The organism is Cycloclasticus sp., assembly GCF_019090545.1.
Lineage (GTDB): Bacteria > Pseudomonadota > Gammaproteobacteria > Methylococcales > Cycloclasticaceae > Cycloclasticus > Cycloclasticus pugetii.
The window spans coordinates 14,372-28,250 of sequence record NZ_JAHRVT010000008.1; the positions used below are offsets into that span (position 1 = coordinate 14,372).

Sequence of the window (13,879 nt, forward strand, 5' to 3'; positions counted from 1 at the left end):
TTTTAAGTTACTTAACTATAGCCCGTGTTGGGCTACGACATGGCCGCCGATTTATCGGTGGCTTTGACGTATTAAAGGTTTGAGAGTCATGGAAAAAGCAGATTTTTACAAAACACTAGACGTTGCTCGAAATGCCAGTGAGCGCGAAATAAAAAAAGCATATCGACGTTTGGCGATGAAGTATCATCCGGATAGAAATACTGATAACCCAGATGCCGAGGCTAAATTTAAAGATATTCAAGAAGCATACGCTATTTTAAGTGATGAGCAAAAACGCGCCGCTTATGACCAATTCGGTCATGCGGGCGTGGATCCTTCTATGGGTGGCGGCAGAGGACACTCTGGTGGCGATTCATTTAGTGATGTATTTGGCGACGTTTTCGGCGATATATTTGGCGGTGGTGGAGGCGGTCATCGTAGCCAAGTGACTCGTGGTGCGGATTTACGCTATAACTTGGATTTGTCTTTAGAAGAGGCTGTTTTTGGGATGGAAACCAAAATAAAAATCCCTACTTCTGTTAGTTGTACGACTTGTAAGGGTACCGGTTCTAAAAGTGGTAAGTCAGGTGTTTGTTCATCATGTGCTGGTCATGGTCAAGTGCGTATGCAACAAGGGATGTTTTCTGTTCAACAAACTTGTCCAACGTGTCATGGGTCAGGATCGCAAATTACAGACCCTTGTGGTAAATGTCGGGGTACAGGGAAAACTAAAGAGCAAAAAACATTATCGGTAAAAATTCCTGCCGGTGTTGATACTGGCGATCGTATCCGCTTGGGTGGTGAAGGAGAAGCAGGAGATCATGGTGGGCCTGCTGGTGATTTATATGTTCAAGTTAATGTTCGTGAACATGCCATATTTACACGTGATGGTGCAAACTTGTATTGCGATATGCCCATTAGCTTTGCAACAGCAACACTTGGTGGCGAACTTGAGGTGCCTACCTTGTCTGGAAAAGTTAAATTAAAAGTTCCGCCCGAAACGCAAACAGGTAAGTTATTTAGGTTACGCGGTAAAGGTGTTAAGCCTGTAAGAGGAGGACCTGTCGGGGACTTAATGTGTCGCGTTAATGTTGAAACGCCAGTTAGTTTAACAGCTGAACAAAAGGCGTTGGTTGAACAGTTAGAAGCATCATTTAAAACGGGTGGCACTAAGCACAATCCACAAGAGCATTCGTGGTTAGGTGGTGTTAAAAGTTTTTTTGACAAAATGAAGTCTTAACAGGTTTAGAGTTTCTATAAAGTAAAATAAAGGCTGTAGTGATGTGTATAGCCTAGGTGATGTTGATAAGGGGAAAAGATGACAAAAATAGCGGTATCTGGCGCAAGTGGCCGAATGGGACTTAACTTAATTAAAGCGTGCCAACAAAATAAGTTGGCAACACTTGGTGTCGCTATTGAGCGTGAAGGCTCTCCTGCAATCGGTAAAGATGCAGGTGAAATGGCAGGGTTGAGCCAGCAGCAAGTTCACGTTGTTTCAGATTTTTCAAACCAAGCGCCTAACTTTGATGTTTTAGTTGACTTTACTCGGCCTGAGGCTTGTTTGGATAAGGTGTCTTTTTGTCAGTCACAGAAAAAAGCAATCGTAATTGGCACGACCGGATTTAGCGAGTCGGATAAAGCGCAGATAGTGTCAGCGTCAAAAAATATCCCAATTGTGTTTGCGCCTAATATGGGTATTGGTGTCAATGTAACGTTAAAACTTTTAGAGTTGGCGGCAAAAGCAATCGGCCAATCTGTTGATATTGAGGTGATTGAAGCACATCATAAGCATAAAGTGGATGCGCCATCCGGGACTGCTTTAAAAATGGGCGAAGTGGTTGCAAATGCAATGGGTAAGGCATTAGATGAGTGTGCAGTTTATGCGCGCGAAGGTATTACTGGTGAGCGTGAAGAGGGAACCATTGGTTTTTCTACCATCAGAGGTGGGAATATTGTAGGTGAGCACACTGTTATGTTTGCCGATGAAGGTGAGCGCATTGAAATCAGTCATAAAGCAACAAGTCGAATGACTTTTGCTACTGGTGCAATCAGGGCGGCTTGTTGGCTTGCCGATCAACCTCCTGGCTTATATGACATGCAAGACGTACTAGGTCTGAAAGATTAAATGCCGTCTTTTGTATTGATAGTTTTCTGTTAATATTTAAAGATAACGTAAGGGTTTATGTAAATACTGTTATAAGAATCAGTAATAAAGCAGGACATCAATACTGTTGGGAGCTGGTAATTAAAAGTATAAAGCCGGATGCCGACACATAGGAGAGAAAAGTAATGTCACAAGTTAAAACAGTTGAGCCGGCGCAGGCTTCATCGAATATTAAAAAGTACGTTCTGATTGGTGCTGGGCCAGCCTCTGTGAGGGCAGCAGAGACGCTGAGAAAAGCCGATGCAAATTGTTCAATCACGATGATTGGTCAAGAAAAAGAGTCACCATATTCCCGTATGGCGTTGCCATATTACTTAAGTGGAATGATACAAGATACGGGCACGCACCTTAGAAAAACAGCGGGCCATTTCGATGATTTGAATATTAACCATGTTATTGCAAGGGTTGAAAAGGTAGAGACTAAAAGCCATCAGGTTGTTATTGATAGTGGTGATGTCTTTGAGTATGACAAGTTGATGATTGCGACTGGTTCGCGTCCTGCAAATTGCCCTTTCCCGGGATCGGAAACAGATGGTGTGGTGAATTGTTGGACATTAGCGGATGGTCGACGAATACTTGATTCAATTAAACCAGGCTCTAAAGTAGCTTTATTAGGAGCAGGTTTTGTTGCCTCTATTATTATTGAGGCAATGCTAAAAAAAGGCGTTAATCTGACTGTTATGCTGGGGCGTACTGGCTTTATGGTTAGCCGGATGATGGATGAAACCGCAGGCAAAATGATTCAGTCTTGGTGTGAAGCAAAAGGGGTGGAGATGATCCTGCCCAGTAGTATTAAATCAATTGAGCCTGGCCCAGCTTTGAAGCGTGATGACGACAGCTTAACTGAATACGATTTGATTATTGTTGCAACAGGGGTTTATTCAAATATTGAGTTTTTAGAAGGCAGTGGTATTGAAACGGATAACGGTATTCTTGTCGATGCGGGGCTGCATACCAGTGTTGAAGATGTTTTTGCTGCTGGTGATGTTGCTCAGGGGCCAGACTTTTCAACAGGTGGAAATTCAGTGCACGCTATTCAGCCAACAGCCGTTGATCATGGGCGGATAGCTGCGGTTAATATGATGGGTGGTAACTCTACCTATAAAGGTAGTTTAAGCATGAATGTTCTTGATACATCTGGTTTAGTATCAACTTCATTTGGCAGTTGGGGCGGAGTAGAAGGTGGTGACAGTGCAGTTTTGCTAGATAAAGATAACTATAAATATATTCGTTTAAACTTTAAAGATGATTTGCTGGTGGGTGCTATCACAGTTGGTCGTACGGATTTTATTGGTGTTATGCGAGGATTGATTCAATCGGAAATACCTTTAGGGGAATGGAAAGAAAGGTTAAAAGAAGACCCCACGCTAATAATGAATGCGTATTTGTCGAAATCGCTGGATGTCGCAAAATAATTTGCTAAAAATATGCTCGTGTTGGAATGGACAATGAGGCACTTAATCCAGTAAAATTCGCGGTCATACATATTAACAATCAAAACGGGTGGTGCCAGTAAAGGTTCTTCCCGTTTTGTATATCTAAAGGTGGTGTAATTTGTCTGACAAAGCGATACTGGTTCTCGAAGACGGTAGTGTGTTTCACGGCCAATCAATTGGCGTTCAAGGCCTGACAACAGGCGAAGTTGTTTTTAATACGTCGATGACGGGTTACCAAGAAATTCTCACTGACCCATCCTATTCACATCAAATTGTAACGCTAACGTACCCGCATATTGGTAATGTCGGCGCAAATGCTGAAGATGAAGAGTCTGCCGCAGTTCATGTGCAGGGTTTGGTTATTAGGGATTTACCGTTACTGCATAGTAATTGGCGTTCAGAAGAGTCCTTATCTGCATATTTAGCTAGAAATAATATCGTTGCAATTGCTGATATTGATACGCGTAGGTTGACAAGAATTCTACGTGAAAAAGGCGCGCAACGAGGCTGTATCATAGCCGGAGAGGAAGTTGATGAGGCGTATGCCTTAGCATCAGCAAAAGAGGTGACGCCACTTAAAGGGCTTGATCTTGCGCAGCTGGTGTCCTGCAAAAAACCTTATGACTGGACAAGCCCAGTTTGGCAGTTAGGGCAAACAAGCAAGGCTGCAACGAAGAAAGCAAACTACAAGGTTGTCGCGTATGACTTTGGCGTTAAGCGAAATATTCTTAGGTTGTTGGTGGAGTCGGGCTGCGAAGTCTGTGTTGTACCAGCGAAAACGCCAGCTTCAGAGGTGTTAGCAATGTCACCAGATGGTGTGTTTTTATCAAATGGCCCCGGCGATCCAGAGCCATGTGATTATGCCATTGAGGCCATCAAAACTATTTTAAAAGAGAAAGTCCCCGTATTTGGTATCTGTTTAGGCTATCAATTGTTGGCGTTAGCCAGTGGTGCCTCAACAGTAAAAATGAAATTTGGTCACCATGGCGCTAACCATCCGGTACAGGACTTAGTAACGCAACGGGTTATGATCACTAGTCAAAACCATGGCTTTGCTGTGAATGCGGATTCTTTGCCAGCTAATTTAAAGGCAACGCATACTTCATTATTTGATAAGAGCCTACAAGGGATAGAGCGAACGGATTGCCCCGCATTTGGATTCCAAGGGCACCCAGAAGCGAGCCCTGGTCCGCAAGATATTGTGTACCTGTTTGACCGGTTTACGACAATGATGGACTCATATAAAGCTTAATTAAGCGAGCGGTCAATGAAAACGTTGACACCCTTTTGTGTACACCTGGCAATTAGCCATAAAAATTTATAAAGAGAATTATGCCAAAAAGAACCGACATAAAATCCGTTTTACTATTAGGTGCAGGCCCTATTGTTATTGGTCAGGCTTGTGAGTTTGATTATTCAGGAACGCAGGCTTGTAAGGCGCTAAGAGAAGAAGGTTATCGCGTGATTTTGGTTAATTCAAATCCAGCGACAATCATGACGGACCCCGAAACAGCCGATGCAATTTATATCGAGCCGGTTGATTGGCAGACGGTTGAAAAAATTATTGAAAAAGAAAAGCCAGATGTGCTGTTACCAACGATGGGTGGGCAGACGGCACTTAATTGTGCGCTAGATTTGGATAGGCATGGCGTGCTTGCAAAACATAATGTTGAAATGATTGGCGCGTCAAAAGAAGCAATAGATAAAGCAGAAGATAGGGATCTGTTTAAAAAAGCGATGACTAAAATCGGTTTGTCGACGCCACGTTCATTTGTTGCACATAATATGGAGCAAGCATTTGAAGCCTTGGAGGATATCGGTTTTCCAACAATTATTCGTCCATCTTTTACGATGGGTGGTAGTGGTGGCGGTATTTCATATAACCGAGAAGAGTTCGTAGAGATATGTGAGCGAGGTTTGGACTTATCACCCACTAATGAGTTGTTGATTGAAGAGTCCGTCTTAGGTTGGAAAGAATACGAGATGGAAGTGGTACGTGATCGTAAAGATAACTGTATTATTATTTGTTCCATTGAAAATTTTGACCCAATGGGAGTGCATACAGGGGATTCTATTACGGTTGCCCCCGCCCAGACATTAACCGATAAAGAATATCAAATTATGCGTAATGCTTCGATCGATGTATTGCGTGAAATTGGTGTGGATACAGGCGGGTCTAATGTTCAATTTGCCATCAATCCAGAAAATGGTGCGATGATTGTGATTGAAATGAACCCACGAGTTTCCCGTTCATCAGCGTTAGCCTCAAAAGCAACGGGTTTTCCTATTGCTAAAGTGGCTGCAAAATTGGCGATCGGTTACACCTTGGATGAACTAAGTAATGAAATAACAGGGGGCGCAACACCCGCATCATTTGAGCCGTCTATTGATTATGTTGTTACGAAAATTCCTCGCTTTACCTTTGAAAAATTTCCAATGGCAGATGACCGTCTTACTACGCAGATGAAATCTGTCGGTGAGGTAATGTCTGTAGGGCGAACATTTCAAGAGTCACTACAAAAAGCCTTACGTGGGCTTGAAACAGGTAAGAATGGATTAGACCCAATCGTTGATTTAAACGAAGAAGGGGTTGATGCTATTTTAAGGCGTGAAATACAACAACCAGGTGCTGATCGTATTTGGTATTTGGCAGATGCGTTTAGGAAAGGCTTTGGTTTAGAAAGTATTTTTGAGCAAACAAAAATTGATCGCTGGTTTTTGATTCAAATAGAAGATTTGTTAAATGAAGAAGCTGTTTTATCAAACAGTGAGCTTGCTTCAATTGATAATTTAACAATGTATCGATTGAAACGAAAAGGTTTCTCAGATGCGCGATTAGCTGCTTTACTGGGCGCTAAAGAAAGTGCCGTAAGGGCAGCCCGACACGAGATGAATATTCGCCCTGTTTATAAACGGATTGATTCTTGTGCAGGTGAGTTTTCGTCTTCTACAGCTTATATGTATTCTACTTATGAACAAGAGTGTGAGTCACAGCCAAGTGACCGTGAGAAGATTATGGTATTGGGTGGCGGCCCAAACCGCATAGGACAGGGAATCGAGTTTGATTATTGTTGTGTCCATGCAGCGTTGGCAATGCGTGAAGACGGGTATGAAACCATTATGGTTAACTGTAACCCTGAAACGGTATCAACTGATTTTGATACCTCAGACCGTTTGTACTTTGAATCGTTAACACTGGAAGATGTGCTTGAAGTCGTGCACCTTGAAAAGCCAAAGGGCGTGATTGTTCAATACGGAGGTCAAACACCGCTAAAACTAGCGGAAGATTTAGAAGCTGCAGGCGTCCCAATTATTGGAACATCACCGGAAGCTATTGATCTGGCAGAAGATCGTGAGCGTTTCCAACAATTAGTTGAAAAGCTAGGGCTTTTACAGCCACCTAATAGAACCGCGCGAAATCCAGAACAAGCCGTACTTCATGCAGAAGAAATTGGTTATCCGCTAGTTGTAAGGCCATCATATGTATTGGGTGGTCGTGCGATGGAAATCGTTTATAACGAAGCAGAACTTCGTACATATATGCGAGAAGCAGTTAGTGTTTCAAATGATTCACCGGTGTTATTGGACCGTTTCTTAGATGATGCTGTTGAAGTCGATGTAGATGCTATTTTCGATGGTAAGGAGTTGTTAATCGGCGGCATTATGGAACATATCGAGCAGGCGGGTGTTCACTCGGGCGATTCGGCCTGCTCATTACCTCCATTTGATTTGAGTCAGCAGGTGCAAGATAGAATGCGTGTACAGGCTAAAGACCTTGCTCGTGAATTAGGCGTTGTCGGTTTGATGAATATTCAATTCGCTATTAAAGGGGATGATATTTATATCTTAGAAGTAAACCCCCGTGCGTCACGCTCAGTTCCTTTTGTATCGAAAGTGACGGGGTACCCGTTAGCGAAAATTGCAGCTCGTTGTATGGCAGGGCAGTCATTAGCGGATCAGGGCACCACTCAAGAAATTATTCCTAAGTATTTCTCGGTTAAAGAGTCGGTTTTCCCATTTGTTAAATTTCCTAATGTAGATCCGTTATTAGGCCCTGAGATGAAATCAACAGGTGAAGTGATGGGTGTAGGGGATACATTTGGAGAGGCATTCGGTAAATCACAGCGTGCTGCTGGTATTGAATTATCAAATAAAGATAAAGTATTGTTTAGCGTTAGAGATGCTGACAAAGATAAAATGATTAATTTAGCCAAAGTATTGGTTTCACGCGGGAAGCAAATACTGGCTACAAAAGGGACGGCAGATGCCTTAAAGGCAGCTGGGGTTGAATGTGAGCTAGTCAACAAGGTTAACGAAGGCCGTCCTCATATTGTAGATGTGGTTAAAAATGAACCTATTCAGCTAATCGTTAATACCACAGAAGGTAAACAAGCGATTCTTGATTCATTTTCAATCCGTCGTGAATCGTTACAAAATAAGGTGACATATTGCACTACTATGGCGGGTGCTAAAGCGACAATTGATGCATTGGCAGATATTACTGTGAAAGAAGTCAGAGAGCTTCACGCATTGCAAGCACGTCATTAAGTTGTAAAAATTAAGGATTATTTATGAGTAAGGTACCATTAACTAAAAAAGGCGCAGAAAGCCTTAAAAAAGAATTGGACGAGCTAAAAAATGTAAAGCGTCCTAAAGTGACCGAAGCGATTGCTGATGCTCGCGCGCACGGTGATTTAAAAGAAAATGCTGAATATCATGCGGCCAGAGAAGAGCAAGGCTTAATAGAAGCACGGGTTCGTGAAATTGAAAGCAAATTAGGTAATGCACAAATTATAGACGTTTCTACCATGGACGCTAACGGCAAAGTTATTTTTGGTTGTACCGTTGAGCTTGAAAATATCGAGACAGAAGAGTTAGTTGTCTATACGATTGTTGGCGAAGATGAAGCAGATATAAAGAAAAACTTAATTTCCTATGCATCCCCTTTTGCAAAAGCATTGATAGGAAAGGAAGAGGGGGATGTTGCTGAGGTAAGAGCGCCTGGTGGAGTCACAGAGTTTGAAATTTTGGATGTTCGTTACGAATAAGCTTTTTTATCTTGGTTTTCTCTGTAAAAAACAGCCATAAAACCAATGCTTTGAATGAGTTCTGAGGCGGTTTTATCAGCAATCTCTTGAATGATCGCTTTTTTGTCGTCTCGATCGTTAGCAGACACTTTTACCTTAATCAGCTCGTGGTGCGTGATCGCAGACTCAATCTCGTCTAATACATTACTGGTTAGGCCAGACTGACCTAGACGAACAACAGGCTTTAAAGAGTGTGCGTGTGCCTTTAGTTTCTTTTTTTGCTGATTTGATAATGCCATAGTGTTTCATTAAATTCTGTTAAGTTAGGTCGCGCATTCTACACTTAAAAGATACAAGAAGGTGCGTCTGTTTTGTAGATGTACCTATGTTAACAGTGGGTAAACAAATAATAATGCAAAGGTATGACCAAGCATAAAAACAAACAAAAGTGGCTGGATGAGCATTTTAACGATGAGTATGTAAAAAAAGCTCAACAAATGGGGCTTCGTTCGCGCGCCGTATTTAAATTAGAAGAAATTGACAAAAAAGACCGGTTATTGAGGCCTGGACAAATTGTGGTGGACTTAGGTGCCGCGCCGGGTGGCTGGTCAGAATATGCCATAAAAAAAATCACAGGCGATGGGCGAGTCATCGCGTTAGATTTATTAGATATTGATCCTATTGATGGTGTTGACTTTATTAAAGGTGACTTTAGTGACGACGAGGTTTTTGAGCGCTTACAAAACTTAATCGGTCATCAAGCAGTCGATATAGTGATGTCTGATATCGCGCCTAATATGAGTGGTAGTAAGGCGATTGATCAACCAAAATCCATGTATTTAGCAGAATTGGCATTAGATTTTGCAAAAAACAGTTTAAATAGCCGGGGCTCGTTTTTGATAAAGCTGTTTCAAGGTGAAGGGTTTGACCAGTATCTTCAAGAGGCTAAAAAAGTTTTCTCGACAGTACTGATTCGAAAACCCAAAGCTTCACGCGCACGTAGTCGAGAGGTTTACCTTTTGGCAAAGGGCTTGAAATTGTAGTAATCTAACCCCATAAATTACTGAATGAATTTTAAAAATAACAGTTTAATTGAGCACTGTCATAAACATCACGAGGGAGTAACACTTTGAACGAAATGGTTAAGAACATTATTATGTGGGTGGTAATCGCCGTCGTGCTGATGTCCGTATTCAATAATTTTGGTGGATCAAAACAATCATCAACTAGTAATTTAAGTTATTCGCAGTTTATCAGTGCTGTTAATGCAGGCCAGGTTAGTAAAGTGTCCATAGATGGGCCTAATATTAGTGGTCAAACTACGTTAGGTGAGCGTTTTACAACACGTAGTCCTGGTGATATTCACCTTGTTGATGACTTACTAAAAAATGGTGTTGAAATTATTGCCAAACCACCTGAAGAGCAATCGGTGCTTATGTCAATTTTAATATCATGGTTCCCGATGCTCTTGTTGATTGGTGTGTGGATATTCTTTATGCGCCAAATGCAAGGTGGCGGAGGCGGTGCCGGTGGTCGTGGAGCAATGTCCTTTGGTAAAAGCAAAGCGAAACTATTAAGTGAAGATGAAATAAAAGTAACGTTTGCTGATGTGGCGGGTGTTCAAGAAGCAAAAGAAGAGGTTGGAGAGGTTGTTGATTTTTTAACAGACCCTAGTAAGTTTCGAAAATTAGGTGGTTTAATCCCACGCGGAATTTTAATGTCGGGTTCGCCTGGTACAGGTAAAACCTTGTTAGCGAAGGCGATTGCTGGTGAAGCTAAAGTGCCTTTTTTCAGCATATCGGGTTCTGATTTTGTTGAAATGTTTGTTGGTGTAGGGGCTTCACGTGTTCGAGACATGTTTGAACAAGCCAAGAAAAACGCACCGTGTATTATTTTTATCGATGAGATTGATGCGGTTGGCCGTGCCCGTGGTATTGGTATTGGTGGTGGTAATGATGAGCGTGAGCAAACCTTGAACCAATTATTGGTTGAGATGGACGGGTTTTCTGGTAATGAAGGGGTGATTGTTATTGCCGCGACTAACCGTCCTGATGTTTTAGACCCGGCCTTATTACGCCCAGGTCGTTTTGATCGACAAGTGGTTGTTCCTTTACCAGATATTAGAGGGCGCGAGCAAATCTTAAAAGTGCACCTTAAAAAGGTGCCTCTCGGTGACAGTGTTAACCCTAATGTGATTGCACGAGGCACACCGGGCTTTTCAGGTGCAGATTTGGCTAACTTGGTAAACGAAGCGGCATTATTTGCGGCTAGAGCTGATAAGAAGTTAGTTGATATGAACGACATGGAGAACGCTAAAGATAAGGTGTTAATGGGCGCAGAACGTCGTTCTATGGTGATGAGTGAAGACGAAAAAAGGTGCACGGCATATCACGAATCAGGTCATGCAATTGTTGGTCGCTTAGTGCCTGAGCACGATCCTGTCTATAAGGTGACCATCATTCCACGTGGGCGAGCGTTAGGTGTCACAATGTTCTTACCTGAGCAAGATCAAATTAGTATCAGTAAACAGAAGTTAGAAAGTCAATTATCAAGCTTATATGGTGGTCGCTTAGCAGAGGAAATTATCTTTGGTGAAGAAGCGGTAACAACTGGTGCATCAAACGATATTGAAAGAGCGTCCGCTATTGCTAGAAATATGGTAACTCAATGGGGTTTTTCAGAAAAACTTGGCGCATTAAATTACGGAGAAGATGAAAATGCAATGGGGCATTCTGGTGGTCAAACTAAGATGATTTCGGATGAAACAGCCGAGCTTATTAATAAAGAAGTTCGAGTGTTTATTGATAGAAACTACGAGCGTGCTAAGAGCTTATTGACTGAAAATATTGATATTTTACACTCTATGTCAGAAGCGTTAATGAAGTATGAAACACTTGATAGCGATCAATTAGACCAATTAATGGCTCGTCAGCCAGTGAGTGAACCTAAAGATTGGGAAAATGATGATCAATCTGGTTCAGGGAAAGCGACGATAGAAGATAAAGACGCTACAGATAAGGAGTCAAAGCCGACTATTGGAGGCCCTGCTGAACAACCTTAATGCTGTGAAGAGTCGTCTTGACCAAATATTTGATCTAAAGAGCCCCCAAATTATGGGGGTTCTTAATATTACGCCGGATTCTTTTTCTGACGGAGGTTCTTTTACACAGATAGAATCAGCGGTGCAACATGCCTTGAAGATGGCTGAGCAAGGCGCCACAATTATTGATATTGGCGGTGAATCTACACGGCCTAATGCATTACCTGTTTCTACACACGAGGAAATCCTAAGGGTGGTTCCTGTTATTGAAGGGATTCGACTTAAATCGGATATTGCCATTTCAATTGATACCAGCAAAGCTGATGTTATGAAGGCTGCCATAGAGGCCGGAGCGGACTTTATCAATGATGTGTATGCCTTACAGAGACCGGGTTCACTGGATATGGCGGCTTCTTTAGGAGTGCCTGTCTGTTTAATGCATATGCAAGCAGACCCTACCACGATGCAAGATCAACCATATTACCTTAATGTGGTTGAAGAGCTGAATGATTTTTTTGCTCAGCGTATAGCGGCCTGTGAGCAAGTCGGTATTGCTAAAGGGAAGATTATATTAGACCCAGGGTTTGGCTTTGGTAAAACCTTACAACATAACCTGACATTATTGGCGAAACTAAAAGAGTTTGAGAGCCATGGCTGCCCAATATTGGCTGGCCTATCAAGAAAATCAATGTTTGGTCAGTTATTAGATAAAAAAGTCGATGAGAGATTAATTGGCAGTGTTAGTGCCGCGTTGTTAGCAGTGGCTAATGGTGCGTCTATTGTTCGTGTGCATGATGTTGCTGAAACAGCTGATGCGTTAAAAGTCTATATGGCTGTTCAGGCTGCCAAATGAGGAAACTATGACAAGAAAATATTTTGGTACCGATGGTATTAGAGGCTTAGTTGGGGAAGGGGTCATTACTCCCGAATTTATTTTAAAGCTGGGTTGGGCGACCGGGAGAGTGTTCGAGCAACAAGGGCATTGTAAAATTGTAATTGGCAAAGATACTCGTATTTCCGGTTATATGTTTGAATCAGCATTAGAGGCTGGTTTAGTTGCAGCAGGCGCAAATGTTCAGTTATTAGGCCCTATGCCAACCCCAGGAATTGCATATTTAACGAGAACGCTCCGTGCCAATGCAGGAATAGTCATTAGTGCTTCACATAACCCTCATTATGATAATGGTATAAAGTTTTTTTCTAGTGAAGGTGAAAAGCTTGCCGATGAGATAGAGCAAGCGATAGAACAAAAAATGGACGAGCCACTCATCGTTGTGGAATCGTCTCGGTTAGGTAAAGCTAACCGTATTAATGATGCGGCGGGTCGATACATAGAGTTTTGTAAAAGCACGATTTCTTCAATGATCGACTTATCTTCTTTAAAAATGGTTGTCGATTGCGCACACGGCTCTACCTATCATATTGCTCCTTATGTGTTTAGTGAATTAGGTGCGGAGGTGATTAAAATAGGTGCTGAGCCAAACGGCATTAATATTAATGATGGTTGTGGAGCAACTAACCCTCAGGCGTTAACCGAGGCGGTTTTATCCAATAATGCTGACTTTGGTGTGGCATTAGATGGCGATGGCGATCGATTAATCATGGTTGACCACTTAGGCGAAGTGTTGGATGGTGATGATATTTTGTATATTTTAGCCAAAGGTCGTCAATCAAATGGTTATTCAGGTTCATCTGTTGTAGGAACATTGATGACTAATCTAGGCGTTGAGCATGCACTCAATAGATTAGGTATTGACTTATTACGCTCAGCAGTAGGAGATCGGCATGTTATTCAGTTGATGAACGAATCAGAGTCAATCTTGGGTGGTGAAGGGTCTGGGCATATAATTTGTGCTGATAGAACGACAACAGGTGATGGAATTATTTCAGCTCTACAAGTGATTGAGATTATGATGCGCGAGAGCACCTCTTTGAATGAACTAAAAAGTGATATTCAAAAGTATCCTCAATGTATGATTAATGTGAAGCTAAGTGGTGCTAAAAAGTTTGCGATGACGGATGATATTAATAAAGCCGTTGCTTCTATCGAGAAGGTTTTAAAAGGCGCAGGAAGAGTATTGTTAAGGCCTTCTGGCACAGAACCATTAGTTAGGGTAATGGTTGAAGGCGAAGATGTGAAGTTAGTGGAAAAACTGGCGATGGACCTTAGTAAAACAGTTGAAAGCCTACTTGACGCTTAAGGGGTGAATTGGGCATGAGTGCTCGCTTAATT

General features: G+C 42.1%; 11 protein-coding genes. 10 read left to right on the top strand and 1 reads right to left on the bottom strand.

What is annotated here, in order from left to right; genetic code table 11:
* Positions 1 to 88 precede the first annotated feature (88 nt).
* From dnaJ to greA, 6 genes are all read left to right on the top strand, one after another.
* The gene (gene dnaJ, locus KUG63_RS01430; protein WP_015006265.1) at positions 89 to 1,219 is read left to right on the top strand and encodes a molecular chaperone DnaJ; all 1,131 of its coding nucleotides are present in this window, start codon (positions 89 to 91) and stop codon (positions 1,217 to 1,219) included.
* Between the two features lie 78 nt (positions 1,220 to 1,297).
* A complete protein-coding gene (dapB, locus tag KUG63_RS01435; RefSeq protein ID WP_277641998.1) occupies positions 1,298 to 2,104 on the top strand; it encodes a 4-hydroxy-tetrahydrodipicolinate reductase in 807 nt (268 codons plus the stop codon).
* 164 nt (positions 2,105 to 2,268) lie between these two features.
* Positions 2,269 to 3,558 carry an NAD(P)/FAD-dependent oxidoreductase gene (locus KUG63_RS01440; RefSeq protein ID WP_015006263.1) on the top strand — a complete coding sequence of 430 codons (1,290 nt, stop codon included), beginning with the start codon at positions 2,269 to 2,271 and terminating at the stop codon, positions 3,556 to 3,558.
* Positions 3,559 to 3,697: 139 nt separating this feature from the next.
* Positions 3,698 to 4,831: a glutamine-hydrolyzing carbamoyl-phosphate synthase small subunit gene (carA, locus tag KUG63_RS01445; RefSeq protein ID WP_287553768.1), complete on the top strand. Its 1,134-nt coding sequence runs from the start codon at positions 3,698 to 3,700 to the stop codon at positions 4,829 to 4,831.
* Positions 4,832 to 4,911: 80 nt separating this feature from the next.
* Complete coding sequence (gene carB / locus KUG63_RS01450) at positions 4,912 to 8,127, top strand: carbamoyl-phosphate synthase large subunit (protein WP_287553770.1); 3,216 nt, start codon at positions 4,912 to 4,914, stop codon at positions 8,125 to 8,127.
* A gap of 23 nt (positions 8,128 to 8,150) precedes the next feature.
* Positions 8,151 to 8,627, top strand: a complete 477-nt coding sequence (gene greA, locus KUG63_RS01455; protein ID WP_287553772.1) for a transcription elongation factor GreA — start codon at positions 8,151 to 8,153, stop codon at positions 8,625 to 8,627.
* On the opposite strand, the gene yhbY is transcribed toward greA, so the two are convergent.
* The gene (gene yhbY, locus KUG63_RS01460; protein ID WP_277641999.1) at positions 8,618 to 8,905 is read right to left on the bottom strand and encodes a ribosome assembly RNA-binding protein YhbY; all 288 of its coding nucleotides are present in this window, start codon (positions 8,903 to 8,905) and stop codon (positions 8,618 to 8,620) included. The genes greA and yhbY overlap by 10 nt on opposite strands.
* Before the next feature lie 123 nt (positions 8,906 to 9,028).
* Here yhbY and rlmE point away from each other — a divergent pair, with 123 nt between their 5' ends.
* The 4 genes from rlmE (at position 9,029) to glmM (ending at position 13,847) form a co-directional block, all read left to right on the top strand.
* Positions 9,029 to 9,649 (top strand): 23S rRNA (uridine(2552)-2'-O)-methyltransferase RlmE, encoded by a 621-nt coding sequence (rlmE, locus tag KUG63_RS01465; RefSeq protein WP_020162381.1) that lies wholly within the window; start codon positions 9,029 to 9,031, stop codon positions 9,647 to 9,649.
* Between the two features lie 95 nt (positions 9,650 to 9,744).
* Positions 9,745 to 11,667, top strand: coding sequence for an ATP-dependent zinc metalloprotease FtsH (ftsH, locus tag KUG63_RS01470; RefSeq protein ID WP_020162380.1), 1,923 nt, complete (start codon positions 9,745 to 9,747; stop codon positions 11,665 to 11,667).
* Positions 11,668 to 11,719: 52 nt separating this feature from the next.
* Positions 11,720 to 12,499: a dihydropteroate synthase gene (folP, locus tag KUG63_RS01475; RefSeq protein ID WP_016390057.1), complete on the top strand. Its 780-nt coding sequence runs from the start codon at positions 11,720 to 11,722 to the stop codon at positions 12,497 to 12,499.
* A gap of 7 nt (positions 12,500 to 12,506) precedes the next feature.
* Positions 12,507 to 13,847, top strand: a complete 1,341-nt coding sequence (gene glmM / locus KUG63_RS01480; protein WP_016390058.1) for a phosphoglucosamine mutase — start codon at positions 12,507 to 12,509, stop codon at positions 13,845 to 13,847.
* The last annotated feature ends 32 nt before the right edge of the window (positions 13,848 to 13,879 follow it).